At 58.7% G+C, this 15,992-nt stretch carries 13 protein-coding genes; 8 read left to right on the top strand and 5 right to left on the bottom strand.

What is annotated here, in order from left to right:
• Positions 1-200 precede the first annotated feature (200 nt).
• Together J7382_RS02045 and gltB are read left to right on the top strand one after the other, a co-directional pair.
• Positions 201-1,637: an NAD(P)-dependent oxidoreductase gene (locus tag J7382_RS02045; RefSeq protein ID WP_209066760.1), complete on the top strand. Its 1,437-nt coding sequence runs from the start codon at positions 201-203 to the stop codon at positions 1,635-1,637.
• 213 nt (positions 1,638-1,850) lie between these two features.
• The gene (gltB, locus tag J7382_RS02050; RefSeq protein WP_209066761.1) at positions 1,851-6,389 is read left to right on the top strand and encodes a glutamate synthase large subunit; all 4,539 of its coding nucleotides are present in this window, start codon (positions 1,851-1,853) and stop codon (positions 6,387-6,389) included.
• 84 nt (positions 6,390-6,473) lie between these two features.
• Here the strand turns inward: gltB and J7382_RS02055 are convergent, their stop codons facing one another.
• The gene (locus tag J7382_RS02055; protein ID WP_348539992.1) at positions 6,474-7,403 is read right to left on the bottom strand and encodes a diguanylate cyclase; all 930 of its coding nucleotides are present in this window, start codon (positions 7,401-7,403) and stop codon (positions 6,474-6,476) included.
• Between the two features lie 264 nt (positions 7,404-7,667).
• On the opposite strand from J7382_RS02055, the gene J7382_RS02060 reads away from it, so the two are divergent.
• From J7382_RS02060 to J7382_RS02085, 6 genes are all read left to right on the top strand, one after another.
• Positions 7,668-8,330, top strand: coding sequence for a hypothetical protein (locus tag J7382_RS02060; protein ID WP_209066763.1), 663 nt, complete (start codon positions 7,668-7,670; stop codon positions 8,328-8,330).
• Between the two features lie 147 nt (positions 8,331-8,477).
• Positions 8,478-8,843 (top strand): DUF4189 domain-containing protein, encoded by a 366-nt coding sequence (locus J7382_RS02065; RefSeq protein WP_209066765.1) that lies wholly within the window; start codon positions 8,478-8,480, stop codon positions 8,841-8,843.
• Between the two features lie 143 nt (positions 8,844-8,986).
• Entirely contained in the window at positions 8,987-9,703 is a 717-nt protein-coding gene (mtgA, locus tag J7382_RS02070; RefSeq protein ID WP_209066767.1) for a monofunctional biosynthetic peptidoglycan transglycosylase, read from the top strand.
• Between the two features lie 66 nt (positions 9,704-9,769).
• The gene (locus J7382_RS02075) at positions 9,770-10,435 is read left to right on the top strand and encodes a glutathione S-transferase family protein (protein WP_058238650.1); all 666 of its coding nucleotides are present in this window, start codon (positions 9,770-9,772) and stop codon (positions 10,433-10,435) included.
• Positions 10,436-10,545: 110 nt separating this feature from the next.
• Positions 10,546-11,577, top strand: coding sequence for a tRNA epoxyqueuosine(34) reductase QueG (queG, locus tag J7382_RS02080; RefSeq protein WP_209067556.1), 1,032 nt, complete (start codon positions 10,546-10,548; stop codon positions 11,575-11,577).
• Between the two features lie 71 nt (positions 11,578-11,648).
• On the top strand, positions 11,649-13,655 hold the full coding sequence (locus J7382_RS02085; protein WP_209066769.1) for a hydantoinase/oxoprolinase family protein: 2,007 nt from the start codon (positions 11,649-11,651) through the stop codon (positions 13,653-13,655).
• 63 nt (positions 13,656-13,718) lie between these two features.
• Here the strand turns inward: J7382_RS02085 and msrA are convergent, their stop codons facing one another.
• From msrA to J7382_RS02105, 4 genes are all read right to left on the bottom strand, one after another.
• Positions 13,719-14,219 carry a peptide-methionine (S)-S-oxide reductase MsrA gene (gene msrA, locus J7382_RS02090; RefSeq protein WP_209066771.1) on the bottom strand — a complete coding sequence of 167 codons (501 nt, stop codon included), beginning with the start codon at positions 14,217-14,219 and terminating at the stop codon, positions 13,719-13,721.
• Positions 14,216-14,668 carry a peptide-methionine (R)-S-oxide reductase MsrB gene (gene msrB / locus J7382_RS02095; protein WP_209066773.1) on the bottom strand — a complete coding sequence of 151 codons (453 nt, stop codon included), beginning with the start codon at positions 14,666-14,668 and terminating at the stop codon, positions 14,216-14,218. The genes msrA and msrB overlap by 4 nt, the downstream gene beginning before the upstream one ends.
• A gap of 144 nt (positions 14,669-14,812) precedes the next feature.
• Complete coding sequence (locus J7382_RS02100) at positions 14,813-15,220, bottom strand: thioredoxin family protein (protein WP_209066775.1); 408 nt, start codon at positions 15,218-15,220, stop codon at positions 14,813-14,815.
• A gap of 14 nt (positions 15,221-15,234) precedes the next feature.
• Positions 15,235-15,948, bottom strand: a complete 714-nt coding sequence (locus J7382_RS02105; RefSeq protein WP_209066777.1) for a cytochrome c biogenesis CcdA family protein — start codon at positions 15,946-15,948, stop codon at positions 15,235-15,237.
• Positions 15,949-15,992 lie beyond the last annotated feature (44 nt).

Consider the following 15,992-nt stretch of genomic DNA (forward strand, 5'->3'; position numbering starts at 1 on the left):
GAGCGACTCACGTATAGAGGTCCTGTGAATTAAGGGAAATATTCAATATAAATCCGAATCGGACCTAAAAATCCGCAATTTTTCGCCCCAAGTGTGGAGAAAAGATCAAAAAAGTGAAATATAGGTCAGTATTTTTGACTTTTATCCCGTTTGATTATTTTCTAAACACGGCGGACTGGAAAAATCAGGAGGCAGCTGGCATGGCCAAGCAACCGATGCTGAAATTTGTGACTGTAGATCGCGACATGCCGGAGAAGCGTGATGCGGGTGTGCGCAAAGATGACTTCAATGAGATTTATGCTGAATTCGCCAAGGCGAAGGCAGAAGAGCAGGCCAGCCGTTGTAGCCAATGTGGTGTGCCCTATTGCCAGAGCCACTGCCCACTACACAACAATATCCCGGATTGGCTGCGTCTGACGGCGACAGGGCGTCTGAAAGAAGCTTATGCGGTGAGCCAGGCCACCAACACCTTCCCGGAGATCTGTGGCCGCATCTGCCCGCAGGACCGTCTGTGTGAAGGCAACTGCGTGATTGAACAGTCCGGCCATGGCACCGTGACCATCGGTTCCGTGGAAAAATACATCACCGACACCGCCTGGGAACAGGGGTGGGTTGAGGCGCTTGCGCCCAGTGAAGAGCGCAGTGAAAGCGTTGGCATCATCGGGGCAGGCCCCGGTGGTTTGGCCGCCGCAGATCGTCTGCGCCGCGCCGGGTTTCAGGTCACCATCTATGACCGCTATGACCGCGCAGGCGGCCTGCTGACCTATGGCATTCCGGGCTTCAAGCTGGAGAAAGATGTGGTCATGCGCCGCAACCAGCTTCTGGAAGATGGTGGTGTGACCTTCAAGCTGAACTGCAATGTGGGCGAAGACATTTCTTTCCAAGAAATTCGCGACGCGCATGAGGCTGTGATCATTGCCACAGGCGTGTACAAAAGCCGTGATTTGCAAGGCCCTGGCGCTGGTGCAGAAGGCATTGTGAAGGCGATCGACTATCTCACCGCCTCCAACCGTCTGAACTTTGGCGACACCGTACCTGAGATCGAAAGCGGTGAGCTGAATGCAGAGGGCAAAAAGGTTGTTGTGATCGGCGGTGGCGACACCGCGATGGACTGTGTGCGCACGGCGATCCGTCAGGGTGCCGAGAGCGTGAAATGTCTCTATCGTCGCGACAAGGCCAACATGCCCGGCTCTCAGCGGGAGACGCAGAACGCCGAAGAAGAAGGCGTGGAATTTGTCTGGCTGTCAGCGCCAAAAGGTTTCACCGGCACCGATAAGGTCGAAGGTGTGATGGTGCAGAAAATGCGCCTTGGTCAGCCGGATGCCTCTGGTCGTCAGAGCCCCGAAGTGATTGAGGGTGCGGATTATGTGGAAGAGGCGGATCTTGTCATCAAAGCGCTGGGTTTTGAGCCCGAAGATCTGCCAACCCTCTGGGATCAGCCTGAGCTGGAAGTGACCCGCTGGGGCACGGTGAAAGCACAGTTCACCACCGGTGCCACCGATCTGGATGGCGTCTATGCGGTGGGGGATATCGTGCGTGGCGCGTCGCTGGTGGTCTGGGCCATCAAGGACGGTCGCGATTGTGCGGATGCCATCATCGAGAAGTTCGCAGCACAGGCCGCAGTGGCCGCAGAGTAAATCTTAACGCCCGCCGATTTCCGGCAAAAATCGGAGGTCGGTATCGCATCGGTATCACGGTGGTATCGCATAGGTGCCAAAATTGGCGGGCAAATATTAATAGGACAACCATGCTGACTAAGCGGCGCAAGCCACGGTTGGCACAGATCACCGGAGGCAAGTCGCTGACCTTCCCGATTTGGGGCCGATGGTGAGACAGATGGAGACAAGCCAATGACCAAATTTGACGAGAACTGGGTCAGAGCCGAAGAAGCCAAACGCAAGTGGTTGGCGGAGAACGGTCTCTATTCCGAGGAAGAAGAGCACTCCTCCTGTGGTGTGGGCCTTGTGGTCTCCATCGACGGTAAGCCGAGCCGTAAGGTTGTTGAGGCGGGCATCACTGCGTTGAAAGCGATCTGGCACCGGGGTGCGGTGGATGCCGATGGCAAGACCGGGGATGGCGCGGGCATTCACGTACAAATCCCTGTGCCGTTCTTCTATGATCAGATTGAGCGCACCGGCCATGAACCCAACAAAAATGAGCTGATTGCGGTTGGGCAGGTGTTTCTGCCCCGCACTGATCATGGCGCACAGGAATCCTGCCGGACGATTGTGGAAACCGAAGTTCTGAAAATGGGCTATCGCATCTATGGCTGGCGTCATGTGCCGGTGGATGTGACTTGTCTGGGTGAGAAGGCCAATGCGACCCGCCCAGAGATTGAGCAAATCCTGATCTCCAACTCCAAAGGTGTGGATGAAGAGACCTTTGAGCGTGAGCTTTATGTGATCCGTCGTCGCATCGAAAAAGCGGCGCTGGCGGCCAATATTGGTGAGCTTTACATCGCCTCGCTGTCCTGCCGTTCGATCATCTACAAGGGCATGATGCTGGCCGAGCAGGTGGCGGTGTTCTATCCCGATCTGATGGATGAGCGCTTTGAAAGTGCTTTTGCGCTTTATCACCAGCGTTATTCCACCAACACCTTCCCGCAGTGGTGGCTGGCGCAGCCGTTCCGCATGTTGGCGCACAACGGTGAGATCAACACGCTGAAAGGCAACCTCAACTGGATGAAGAGCCATGAAATTCGCATGGCCTCTGCTTCCTTTGGGGATTTTGCCGATGACATCAAACCCATTGTGCCCGGCGGGGCCTCTGACTCTGCGGCGCTGGATGGCGTGTTTGAAGTGCTGGTGCGTGCGGGCCGGTCGGCGCCGATGGCGAAAACCATGCTGGTGCCAGAAAGCTGGTCCAAGCAGGCGGTGGAGCTGCCACAGGCGTGGCGTGACATGTATTCTTACTGCAATTCTGTGATGGAGCCATGGGATGGTCCGGCCGCGCTGGCGATGACCGATGGCCGCTGGGTTTGTGCCGGGCTTGATCGGAACGGTCTGCGCCCGATGCGCTATGTTGTGACGGGCGATGGCCTGCTGATTTCTGGTTCTGAAGCCGGGATGGTGCCGATTGATGAATCCAATGTGGTGGAAAAAGGCGCGCTTGGTCCCGGGCAACTGCTTGCCGTGGATATGAAAGAGGGCAAGCTCTACCACGACACGGACATCAAAGACAAACTGGCGGCGTCACGTCCGTTTGGCGAATGGGTTGGCAAGATCCGTGATCTGGCGGGTGAGCTGGACCGGGTGGAAGAGACTGCCACCTATAGCGGTGCTGAGCTGCGCGCGCGTCAGATCGCGGCGGGCTACTCCATGGAAGAGGTGGAGCAGATCCTTGCGCCGATGGCAGAAGACGCCAAAGAAGCGCTGGCCTCGATGGGCGATGATACGCCAAGTGCGGTGCTGTCGAAGATGTATCGCCCATTGAGCCATTTCTTCCGTCAGAACTTCTCTCAGGTGACCAACCCGCCCATCGACAGCCTGCGTGAATATCGCGTGATGTCGCTCAAGACCCGGTTTGGCAACCTCAAGAACGTGCTGAGCGAAGATGGCAGCCAGACTGAGATTGCCGTATTGGAAAGCCCCTTTGTGGCCAATGCGCAGTTTGCGCGGATGCTTGAGGTCTTTGACGATACGGTTGTGAAAATCGACTGTACCTTTGAGGCGGGCAGCCATGAGGGCGCCTTGCAGGCAGGTCTCGCACGTATTCGTGCCGAGGCGGAGGATGCGGTGCGCTCTGGCGCGGGCCACATTGTGCTGTCTGATGAAACGCAGGGCGCGGATAAAGTGGCGATGCCGATGATCCTCGCGACCAGCGCGGTGCACAGTCACCTGACCCGGAAGGGTCTGCGCACCTTCTGCTCGCTGAACGTGCGCTCGGCAGAATGTATTGATCCGCATTACTTTGCGGTTCTGATTGGGGCCGGTGCCACCGTGGTGAACCCCTATCTGGCCGAAGACACGCTGGCGGATCGCATTGAGCGCGGTCTGGCGGATGGCTCGCTGACCGAAAACATGGCGCGCTATCGTGAAGCGATTGATCAGGGTCTCTTGAAGATCATGGCGAAGATGGGGATTTCGGTGATTTCCTCTTATCGTGGTGGTCTGAACTTTGAGGCTGTGGGTCTGTCGCGTGCCATGTGTGCGGAGTATTTCCCCGGCATGACCAGCCGGATCTCTGGCATCGGGGTGAGCGGCATTCAGAAGAAGGTCGAAGAGGTGCATGCCAAAGGTTTCCTGTCGGGCACGGATGTGTTGCCGATTGGGGGCTTTTACAAGGCGCGTAAATCCGGGGAGACCCACGCCTGGGAAGCGCAGACCATGCATATGATGCAGGCGGCCTGTGACCGGGCGTCTTTTGAGCTGTGGAAGCAGTATTCTGCGAAGATGCGGGCCAATCCGCCGATTCACCTGCGGGATCTGCTCAACATCAAGCCGTTGGGTGAGGCCATTCCGATTGAAGAGGTCGAAAGCATCACCGCGATCCGCAAACGCTTTGTGACGCCGGGCATGAGCCTGGGGGCGCTGAGCCCGGAAGCGCATAAGACGCTGAACGTTGCGATGAACCGGATTGGGGCGAAGTCTGACTCTGGTGAGGGTGGCGAAGATCCGGCGCATTTCGTGCCAGAGCCCAATGGCGACAACCCTTCTGCGAAGATCAAACAGGTGGCCTCTGGCCGGTTTGGTGTGACGGCGGAATACCTGAACCAGTGTGAAGAGCTGGAGATCAAGGTGGCGCAGGGCGCGAAGCCGGGTGAAGGTGGTCAGCTGCCGGGCATGAAAGTGACCGACCTGATTGCACGTCTGCGTCACTCGACCAAGGGTGTGACCCTGATTTCGCCGCCGCCGCACCACGACATCTACTCGATCGAAGACCTTGCGCAGCTGATCTATGATCTCAAGCAAATCAACCCGCGCTGTAAGGTGACGGTGAAGCTGGTGGCGTCGTCCGGTGTGGGCACGATTGCTGCGGGTGTGGCCAAGGCGAAAGCCGACATCATCCTAATCTCCGGCCACAATGGCGGCACCGGGGCGTCGCCTGCGACCTCGATCAAATATTGTGGTCTGCCCTGGGAGATGGGCCTCACCGAGGCGCATCAGGTGCTGGCGATGAACAACCTGCGGGAGCGTGTCACGCTGCGGACCGATGGCGGGTTGCGCACGGGGCGTGACATTGTGATGGCCGCGATGATGGGCGCAGAGGAATACGGCATTGGGACCGCTGCGCTGATCGCGATGGGCTGTATCATGGTGCGTCAGTGCCAGTCCAACACCTGCCCGGTCGGGGTCTGTACGCAGGACGAAGATCTGCGCAAGAAATACACCGGCAACGCGGATAAAGTGGTGAATCTGATCACCTTCTATGCGCAGGAAGTGCGGGAAATCCTGGCCTCCATCGGGGCGCGCAGCCTGGAAGACGTTATCGGGCGTGCGGATCTGCTGGCGCAGGTGAGCCGTGGCTCAGCGCATCTGGATGATCTGGATCTCAACCCGCTGCTGATCACCGTCGATGGCGCACAGGACATCGTCTACAACCGCGATATGCCGCGCAATGTGGTGCCTGACACGCTGGATGCGGAGATCGTGCGGGATGCGGCGCGCTTCCTCGAAGATGGTGAGAAGATGCAGCTCAGCTATGCGGTGCAGAACACGCATCGGACCGTGGGCACACGCACCTCAAGCCACATCGTGCGCAACTTCGGCATGCGCAATGCGCTTCAGGAGGATCACCTGACCGTCAAGCTGACCGGCTCTGCCGGGCAGTCGCTGGGGGCCTTTGCCGCGCCGGGTCTGAAGATTGAAGTCTCCGGCGATGCCAATGACTATGTTGGCAAAGGTCTTTCCGGTGGTACGGTTGTGGTGCGTCCTCCGCAGGTCAGCCCGCTGACGGCAAGCGAAAACACCATCATCGGCAATACCGTGCTTTACGGGGCGACCGATGGACATCTGTTTGCGGCTGGTCGCGCGGGTGAACGTTTCGCGGTCCGTAACTCGGGGGCGAAAGTGGTGATCGAAGGCTGCGGCGCCTGTGGCTGTGAATATATGACCGGTGGTGTGGCGGTGATCCTTGGGGACATCGGCGCGAACTTCGGCGCAGGCATGACCGGCGGCATGGCCTATCTTTATGATCCGGAAGGCAAAGCCGAAGGTGTCATGAACATGGAGACGCTGGTGACCTGTCCGGTGACCGTTGCGCATTGGGAAGATCAGCTTAAGGGTCTGATCGAACGCCATGTGGCCGAAACCGGCAGCCGGAAAGCGGCAGACATCCTGCAACATTGGGATGTGGAAAAGGCCAACTTCCTGCAGGTGTGCCCCAAGGAGATGCTGGTGCATATTCCGCATCCGTTGACGCTTGAAGAAGCTGCGGTTCCCGCCGAATAAGGCCGGAATAGAGACAAAAAGACCCCCGCTGGCCCTAGCTGGCGGGGGTTTTTGTTTTTGGGGACATGCGCCTAACCCAAAGACCTATGTTGTCGTTGAAATAGTGGTTTTCGCGTTGGGCGTTATCCTCACGCTGCCTTCGACCATCACTTGGTTTCGGCCAGAGTTTTTGGCGACATACAGCAACTCGTCCGCGCGTTTGAGGAGGGTCGTGGCCGGGTCGGTTTGAGCGCACATCTCGGTAAGCCCGATACTCACCGTTAAGCGAATTTTATTTGCGTCAGCGATGATTTCGCTTGCCTGTATCGTCGAACGTAGCCGCTCACAGGCCGCATATGCGCCAATCAGGTTTGTGTCGGGGAACACCAGCGCAAATTCTTCGCCACCGAGCCTGCCAACAAGGTCAATTGTGCGAAACTCGCGGATCAGCATCCGTGAAAGCTGTTGCAGGGTCTTGTCTCCGGCATCGTGGCCGTATGTGTCATTTATCCGTTTGAAATGATCCACATCGAGCATCGCAACCGACATTGGCAACCCGTGTTGTCGGGCTTTGTCAAATTCAGTTTCCAGTGTTTTCAGAAAGGGGCGCCGGTTCGACACTTGGGTCAAAGGATCCGTATTTGCCTCGATCTGAAGGAGCTCATAGGCTTTGGTCAGCTCTCTGATGCTCAAAATGCCGACAAGTTTCCCATTCTCGATCACCGGCATATGCCGGATTGCGTGTTCATTCATGAGGTGCAGCAGGTAGGCCACCTCGTCCTCCGGGCCGCATGAAATGACGGACCGGGTCATTACCTCTGAAACCAAAGCTTCTGCGGCATTGGGATCACAACTCGCGACGACAGGCAGGAGATCCCTCTCGGAGACAATGCCAACCATTGTGTTGGTTTCGTCGGTCACAACCAATGCGCCAAGTTTCAGAGTCATCAGAGCGGTGGCGGCTTGTCGAAGCGTCGCTTGAGGTCGAATACTCTCGACCGTGTTCGATTCTTTGGACTTCAATAACTGAGACACTCTCACTCTGAAGGCTCCCTATTCAATCGTGCAGTAGTGTAATCCCTACCTGATCAGCGGTTAAAAGGTTCTTTCTATATGTATTTTTGGATGTAGCATTTTACCTAAATGGTCTGTGAATCGAGGCTGTATTTTACAAGGAGATGGGCCTTGGCGATCTGCTGCTTGGGCAATGGGATGTGAACGCCGTCTGTGGACTTGCAACTTCTCAACGCATGAGGTTTCTGTGATTTAAATCAGAGGGATGCTCTTGGAGGGCTGGCCATGAAGTTGGCGCTTTTTTTGTCTGTTTCTGTTGTTTTGGGCGCGCCTATGTCGGCTTGCGCAGATGAGTTTTCAGTCGGGTTTGTGGACAAGAGCGTGGCCCAGTGTCTGGCCTGGTTCACAGGGGACATGACGCAGGCTGCCTATGGAGACTGGCATTTGTCAGAGCAAACGGCGCGGGAGTTGTCTCTGGCGCAGAAATATCCTGATTTGAAGCCAACCAGCTTCCATTTTGTCAGCCCGGAGCGGCATTATCTTGCGATTTTGAAGGCGCATATTGCGACCTGCAGCGTGATGGAAAACGTCCTGAGCGTGGATGAAGCGGGCCGTGTGACAGTACCGCCAGTGCCGTTTGACAACGGGCAGGCTTGGCAGGCTTTGCAAACATGGGGCGCGGATCAGGCGTTGAATGCGGGATTTGAAGATTGGCCCGAAGGAGCGGCGCAAAAACACCTGCCGGAGCGCTTTGATTTTGTCTTTTTCAAAAAGCGCTGTCAGGCCGACATGCTTTGGACGATACAGGCGACAGCGCAGGCAGAGGGACGCGGCGCGGAAGATATGTCTTTGCCCTTGCCGACATGGCATCTCACCATGTCGCGCTTTCATGCAGATGATCCCGACTTCGGCGGCTATGTGCAACGCGCCTGTCCCAAACTCTCTTAAATGACGCGCGGGCCGCTTTTCTCGCCTGTGATTCGTGAAATATGAACGCGAAATTAACCTCTGACTGCTCTGCTGTTGGGGGTTTTTACTTGTCTCATGTCTTTTGCAGAACGCGATCAGCGGGGACCGATTGCATTGGAGTGGACGATGAAGACGCGTATTTTGACGCTGGCGATGATTATGGGGCTGACGGGGCAAGTGGCAGCGGCCGGGCAATGTGGCTTTGCCTACTGCTGGGGCGCAGTGGCGATTGGGCAGGGCGGTGTCTGGGGCTGGGCCCACAGCCACTATTCTGAGCAGAGCGCGATCAATGCCCTGCAGAATGAATGTGGCGGAAACTGCGACAACCTGCATACGTTTTATAACAGCTGTGGGGCGATTGCGGAGGGCAGCAGTGGCAATTGGGGCTTTGGTGAAGGCGCGACGCGGGCGCATGCGGAGTACACGGCCAAAGCCTATTGCGCGACATATGGCGGGGGATGTGAGATTCGGGCCTGGGCCTGCTCGCCCTGATCCAGAAAGATCAGCTTTCGGCGGATTTCTGGTCCTGTATTTTGGGAGGCTTGCACGGATGACGGGGAGTCTCTAAGCCCGTAGGATCAAGAGGCGCCTGATTACAGTGGTGGATCACAGCGACAGGGATATCGCGCGGGGATATGGCACAGACAAAAGCCAAACAACAAAAGCATGGCGTGGTCAGGCGTCAATGGCTGCGCCTGCGCTATTGGCTGCGGCGTGTGGCGCTATGGTCTGTCTCTCTGGTGATCCTTTCCGTCCTGCTTTACGCAGTGGTGAACCCACCGATCACATGGACCATGGTGGGGGAGAAGCGCCGACTTGGGGCGATTGACCGCGCCTGGGTGCCGATCGAAGACGTGGCGCCGGTGATGTTGCGATCGGTGGTGGCGGCTGAAGATGCCAATTTCTGTCTGCATTGGGGATTTGACGTGCGTGAAATTCGCCGCGCGATTGCCGAAGGGGCGGGGCGCGGGGCAAGCACGCTCACCCAGCAGACGGTGAAGAATGTCTATTTCTGGCAAGGGCGCAGCTGGCCGCGCAAGGTGATGGAAACCCTTATGACACCGCTGGTGGAGATGGCCTGGAGCAAGAAGCGCATTCTTGAGGTCTATATCAATGTGGCGGAGTTTGATGAGGGGATCTTTGGGGTGGAAGCGGCGGCGCGGCACTACTTCGATGTCGGGCCTGAGGCCTTGACCGCGGTGCAGGCGGCGCGGCTGGCGGCGGTGCTGCCCAACCCCAAGGTGCGGGATGCCAGCAAGCCAACCGCCGGGTTGCGGCGGCGGGCGGCGGCGATCCTGGATGGGGCGGCGACCATACGCGGAGATGCGCGCGCGGCCTGTTTTGCGGATTGAAAAATGGCCCTTGGCAAGGCATTGAGAGTCTATCTCTGAAATTCCAACAAGGCTGTGACTGTCCTGATGAACCGTTTGTTCCATGTGCCCCTGTCCCCATTCTGCCGCAAGGTGCGCCTCGTGATGGGGGAAAAGCGGCTGGAAGTGGAGCTGGTGGAGGAGCGCTATTGGGAGCAGGATCCGGATTTCCTGCGCCGCAATCCGGCGGCCAAAGTGCCGGTTCTTAAGATGGACGGCAAGATGATGGCGGAAAGCAGTGCGATCTGTGAGTATCTGGAAGAGCAATATCCGGATCCGGCGCTGATGCCGCGGGATGCAGATGGGCGCTATGAGGTGCGCCGGCTGGTGGCGTGGTTTGATGACAAGTTTCACCATGAGGTCACTGCCAAGCTGCTTTATGAGCGGGTCAATCGCAAGCTGATGGGAACGGGTTACCCGGACAGTTCCAATGTGAAGGCGGGGGCGAAGGCGATCAAATATCACCTCGACTACATGCATTGGCTGCTCGATCACCGCCGGTGGCTGGCGGGGGATGTGATGAGCCTTGCTGATTTTGCCGCCGCGGCGCATCTGAGTGCGCTGGATTATATTTCGGATGTGGATTGGAACCGCTCTGCGGTGGTGAAAGACTGGTATGCGACCATCAAGTCGCGTCCGGCGTTTCGCGCCATTCTGGCAGATCAGGTGCCGGGGTTCCCGCCACCGGCGCATTATGCGGATCTGGATTTCTGATCTTTCGGGAGAAGGGGGCTGTCTGCCCCCTCGGCCTGACAGCCTCACCCCCGAGGATATTTCGGGCCAAATGAAGGAGTGGGCCGGTGTCTGCTGATCTGACCGCGCGGATGAAAGCGGAGGCCCGGGAGATGGGCTTTGATCTGGCGCGGGTGTGTCGGCCAGATGCGGTGCGCCATGTTGGCGCAGATCTGGCGGGGTTTCTGGCCAAAGGTTATCACGGGCAGATGAAGTGGCTGGGGGAGCGTACCCACTGGCGCGCAGATCCCAGCGTTCTGTGGCCTGAGGCGCGTTCTGTGATCATGCTGGGGGAGAGCTATACGCCCAAACATGATCCCACAGCGGTGCATGCCCATCCGGAGCGCGCGGCGATTTCTGTCTATGCGCAGAACAAGGATTATCACGACACGGTCAAGAAGCGGCTCAAGCGGCTGGCGCGGTGGCTGATTGCGCAGACGGATCCCGAGGTGCAGGTGAAGGTGTTTGTGGACACGGCACCTGTGCCTGAAAAACCGCTGGGGCAGGCGGCGGGGCTTGGCTGGCAGGGCAAACATACTAATCTGGTGAGCCGGGATCTGGGATCGTGGTTTTTTATTGGGTCGGTGTTCACCACTGCGGAGCTGGATATTGATGCGGCAGAGGTGGATCACTGCGGCTCTTGCCGGGCCTGTCTGGAGGCCTGTCCGACCGGTGCGTTTCCTGCGCCCCATAAAATTGATGCGCGGCGTTGCATTTCTTATCTGACCATTGAATCACACGGGCCGGTGGACCCCGAGCTGCGCCCGTTGCTGGGCAATCGGATTTATGGTTGCGATGACTGTCTTGCCGCCTGCCCGTGGAACAAGTTTGCCCAAGAGGCGCGGGAGATGAAGTATCACGCGCGCGAGGAACTGAAAGCGCCGAAACTGGCGGAGCTGGTTGGGTTGGATGATCCCGGCTTTCGGGCCTTTTTCTCAGGCTCTCCGATCAAGCGGATCGGGCGCAATCGCTTTGTACGCAATGTGCTTTACGCCATTGGCAATTCCGGCGCGCCGGAGCTTGAGGCGGCGGCAGTGCCGCTGTGCGAGGATCCTGATGAGACGGTGGCGGATGCGGCGCGTTGGGCGGTTGCGCGGTTGCGTGGCGAAAGCGGCACCCCGTGACGCAATTGGGGCAGTGGCATGGTGCGGCCCGGCTTAGGTTTCCAAAAAAAACGGGTAAGGGAGAGGCCATCATGAGTTTGTCTTTGGGCGTGGATACGGGCGGCACCTATACGGATGCGGTGTTGATCCGGAACGAACAGGATGTGATCGCTTCTGCGAAATCGCTGACCACGCGAGACGACCTTGCCAAGGGCATTGGGGCCGCAGTGGAATCCGTTTTGCAGCAGGCGGCTGTACGCCCTGAAGAGATCACCCTGGCCTCTCTGTCCACGACACTTGCGACCAATGCGCTGGTGGAAGGGCAGGGCGAACGGGTTGGGCTTATTCTGATCGGTTTTCAGGAAGAGGATCTGCACAAACACGGATTGGCTGAGGCGCTTGCCGGGGATCCCCATGTGGTGGTGGCAGGGGGCCACAATCATGCGGGCCATGCGGAGAAAGATCTGGATGAGGTGGCGCTTTGTGCATGGTTAGAGACTGTTTCGGATGTGTCAGGCTTTGCCATCGCGGGCAAATTTGCCACCCGTAATCCGGCCCATGAGCAGCGTGCGGCAGAGTTTGTGGCCGCTCGGCTCAATCGCCCGATCAGCGCCTCTCATCAGCTGTCTGCCAAGCTCAATGGGCCGAAGCGGGCGCTGACGGCGCTGTTGAATGCGCGGCTGATCGGGATGATCGACCGACTGATTTCGCGGGCGGATCATCGTTTGCGCGGGTTGGGCATCACCGCGCCTTTGATGGTGGTGCGCGGGGATGGGGCGCTGATCTCGGCAGAACTGGCGCGGGAGAAGCCGATTGAGACCATTCTGAGCGGTCCGGCGGCCTCCATTGTGGGCGCGCGCTGGCTGACGGGGGCAGAGGAGGCGCTGGTGAGTGACATTGGCGGCACCACCACGGATGTGGCAGTTCTGCGCAATGGCCAGCCAGCGATTGATCCACAGGGCGCGCGTGTGGGCGCGTTCCGGACCATGGTGGAAGCGGTAGCGATGCACACCTTTGGGCTGGGTGGCGACAGCGAGGTGCAGGTGCAGAGCAGCGGCTTGCAGGGTGGTGTGACGCTGGGCCCGCGCAGGGTGCTGCCGGTGGCGCTTCTGGCGACAGAGGCGCCTGAAGTTGTGCATGAGGCGCTTGAGACACAGCTGCGCCGGGCGGTGCCCATGCAGCACGACGGGCGGTTTGTGCGCGCTGTCACCCATCTTGAACCACAGGGGCTGACGGCACGGGAGGCGACGCTGTTTGAGCGCATCGGTGCGGGGGTGCGACCTCTGGGTGAGGTGTTGAAAAATCAGCTGGAGAAGAAGGCGCTGGACCGTCTGGTGGCCCGTGGTCTGGTGCAACAGGGGGGCGTGACGCCGTCAGATGCCAGCCATGTTCTGGGCAATGCGGATTTCTGGGATCAGGAGGCGGCCACTTTGGCACTGAGCCTGATGGCGCGCAATCGGATTGGCTCTGGTCAGACGCTGGCAGCAGGGCCAGAGGCTCTGGCGCAGATGATTGTCGCGCAGCTGACCCATCAGACAAGTTTGGCCTTGTTAGAGACTGCTTTTGCCGAAGAAGACAGTGATTTTGGCCTGTCACCCGCGCAACTGGCGCGACATGTGCTGACCCAGCGCGGTTTGACAGATGGGCATAAGGGACTGGTGCGCATTGACACCGGTTTGGTGGGGCCGGTGATTGGTCTTGGGGCGTCGGCACGCCAGTATTATCCGGCGGTGGGCGCGCGCGTGCGCTGTGACACGATTTTGCCAGTGCACGGTGGCGTGGCCAATGCCATTGGTGCCGTGGTGGGGCGGATCACCATCCGTAAAAGCGGTACTGTTACGGCCCCCAGCGAAGGCAAGTTTCGGGTGCATCTGGATGCGGGGCCGGAGGATTATTCGGACGAAAATGAGGCTCTAATTCGCCTTGAAACGGCTCTCACCCAGCAGGCAGAAGAGGATGCTTTGCGCAGCGGGGCCGAGGGTATTCGGGTGACGGTGCACAAAGACATCCGCCGCGCGCAGGCAGAAGCGCGGGAGGTCTTTGTGGAGGCGAGCTTTACTGTGGAAGCTTCCGGGCGGCCCCGGATTGCAGAGGCGTAAACCGCGCTTTTGAGCGGCTGAGGCATGCTGCCAAAGGCAGGGTGCCTTTGGCAGGGGGGTGTTTCAGCCGTTGCGTTTGGGCAGGACCCAATCCGGGCGGGCGAAGTGGCAGGTATAGCCGCCTTTGTTCTTCTCCAGATAGTCCTGATGATAATCTTCGGCTTCCCAGAAATCACTGACGGCGGTGACTTCTGTCACCACTTTGCCGGGCCAGAGACCGGAGGCTTCGACATCTTTGATGGTGTCGATGGCGACCTCTTTCTGTGCCTCATCCACATAGAAAATGGCGGAGCGATAAGAGGTGCCGATGTCGTTGCCCTGACGGTTCACGGTTGTTGGATCGTGGATCTGAAAGAAGAATTCCAGCAGTTTTCGGAAAGAAGTTTTGGCCGGATCAAAGGTGATCTCGATGGCTTCGGCATGGGTGCCGTGGTTCTTGTAGGTGGCATTGGGCACATCGCCGCCAGTGTAGCCCACGCGAGTGTCCAGAACGCCTTCCATTCTGCGGATCAGGTCTTCCATGCCCCAGAAACAGCCACCGGCCAGAACTGCACGTTCGCTCATTGCTCGATCTCCTCAATTTGGTTGAGATAGGCGCCATAGCCTTCCGCTTCCATATCGTCGCGGTGAATGAACCGCAATGAGGCGGAGTTGATGCAATAGCGCAGGCCACCGCGATCCTGTGGGCCGTCGGGGAAGACATGGCCAAGGTGGCTGTCGCCGTGTTTGGAGCGCACTTCGGTGCGGATCATACCGTGGGTGGCGTCATGATGTTCGGTGACATAGGCGGTTTCAACAGGCTTGGTGAAGCTTGGCCAGCCGCAGCCGCTTTCGTATTTGTCAGCACTGGCAAAGAGGGGTTCACCGGAGACCACATCCACGTAGAGGCCGGGCTCTTTGTTGTAGAGCAGCTTGCCGGAGCCGGGGCGCTCTGTGCCGTTTTCTTGAGTGACCCAGAATTGCTCATCGCTCAGCGTGGCGATCACATTGGTGTCGCGGGTGTATTTGGTCATGCGCGTCTCCTTCCCCGATCTATGGGCCCTGATGTCGGGCGGGATCGGTGTTCTGTCTTCAGGCATATGGGAGGATACGGGCGTTTGAAAAGGGGAGATCACGCCAGCGTGTCGTGGTTGCGCTGGCGTGGAGGTGTCGCGGGGTCAGGCGCTATAGGCTTTCAGAGCGGTGTCCAGCAGGCCTTTGATCTGGGATTTTGAGGTGCCGGCCACAATACGGCCAAGCTCCTGATCCCCTTTCAGCACCACAAGGGTGGAGCGGCGCGGGATCTTGAGGCTCTTGGTGAGTTCGGCTTTGCGGTAGGTGTCCCAATCGACCTTGATGAAGGTGATGGCCTCACCGTAGGCGGGGTTTTCGTCGATCAATTCGTTGACGACCCGTTCTTGGGTGGCACAGGTGGCGCACCATGTGGCGGAGAAATCCAGGAAGACGATGTCGCCCTTGGCGAGGTGTTGTTTGACGAGGCCGGGGGTGTAGTCGGTGGCGGCGCGGGCCGCGAGCGGTGCCAGAAGGCTGGCGGCGGCTGCGGTGAGGAAGGTGCGGCGGTGCATGGGAAACTCCTTGGTTAAATGGAAACAGACAGGTCAATCAGCCAGGCGGGCATGACAGTGAGCAGCCAGCCTTCGATCATGTGGTGGAGGTTGAAAAACAGCGCGAGGCCGGTGGCGAGGAAAACCACGCCCATGATTGGGCGGGATTTGGCGGCGATGGCGCGCATGGTGGCCTGATGGCGGCTCATGGCGGAGCGTGCCCCATAGCCAAGCGCGAGGATGAGTGTGGAGACGCCTGCGGCGAAGGCCACCATGATCAGCGCGGCGAACCCGAGGCTTTCTCCCTGACTGGCCAGAGAAATGGCGCCGCCAAGCGTGGGCCCGATACAGGGGGACCAGACCGCGCCCAGCAGGAGCCCACCGAGGAATTGGCCCTGAAGGGTGGAGCGGTCTACAGCATCGAGCCCACTGTCTGCACGGGCAGCGACGCCAGCTGTTGCCGTGGAGAACGCGGTGGAGAACCGGGGGATCAGAAGGATGGCTCCAAAGGCAATCATCAAGACGGCCCCGGCCTGAGACAGGGTTTCAGGGGTGAGGCCGATGGCATAGCCAAAGGTCGTCACGGCCATGCCGAGCATCACAAAGCTCAGGCTCATACCCAGAGCCAGAACTGCGGGGCCGTGTTTGGAGGCCTGAAGGGCGGTGGCGATGACGATGGGCAAAACCGGCACCACACAGGGGTTAATCAGGGTCAGCAGACCCGCACCATATGCAAAAACAAATTCCATGGCCCCGTTGTGACAACACATTCAGGATATGTCATATCAAACCG

Origin of the sequence: Shimia sp. R11_0 (genome assembly GCF_017744035.1) — a bacterium.
GTDB lineage: Bacteria > Pseudomonadota > Alphaproteobacteria > Rhodobacterales > Rhodobacteraceae > Shimia > Shimia marina.

Bases quoted from the DNA above. Each gene is read 5' to 3' on its own strand.
- J7382_RS02045 (WP_209066760.1), top strand. From the start codon at position 201: ATGGCCAAGCAACCGATGCTGAAATTTGTGACTGTAGATCGCGACATG.
- gltB (WP_209066761.1), top strand. From the start codon at position 1,851: ATGACCAAATTTGACGAGAACTGGGTCAGAGCCGAAGAAGCCAAACGC.
- J7382_RS02060 (WP_209066763.1), top strand. From the start codon at position 7,668: ATGAAGTTGGCGCTTTTTTTGTCTGTTTCTGTTGTTTTGGGCGCGCCT.
- J7382_RS02065 (WP_209066765.1), top strand. From the start codon at position 8,478: ATGAAGACGCGTATTTTGACGCTGGCGATGATTATGGGGCTGACGGGG.
- mtgA (WP_209066767.1), top strand. From the start codon at position 8,987: ATGGCACAGACAAAAGCCAAACAACAAAAGCATGGCGTGGTCAGGCGT.
- J7382_RS02075 (WP_058238650.1), top strand. From the start codon at position 9,770: ATGAACCGTTTGTTCCATGTGCCCCTGTCCCCATTCTGCCGCAAGGTG.
- queG (WP_209067556.1), top strand. From the start codon at position 10,546: ATGAAAGCGGAGGCCCGGGAGATGGGCTTTGATCTGGCGCGGGTGTGT.
- J7382_RS02085 (WP_209066769.1), top strand. From the start codon at position 11,649: ATGAGTTTGTCTTTGGGCGTGGATACGGGCGGCACCTATACGGATGCG.
- msrA (WP_209066771.1), bottom strand. From the start codon at position 14,219: ATGAGCGAACGTGCAGTTCTGGCCGGTGGCTGTTTCTGGGGCATGGAA.
- msrB (WP_209066773.1), bottom strand. From the start codon at position 14,668: ATGACCAAATACACCCGCGACACCAATGTGATCGCCACGCTGAGCGAT.
- J7382_RS02100 (WP_209066775.1), bottom strand. From the start codon at position 15,220: ATGCACCGCCGCACCTTCCTCACCGCAGCCGCCGCCAGCCTTCTGGCA.
- J7382_RS02105 (WP_209066777.1), bottom strand. From the start codon at position 15,948: ATGGAATTTGTTTTTGCATATGGTGCGGGTCTGCTGACCCTGATTAAC.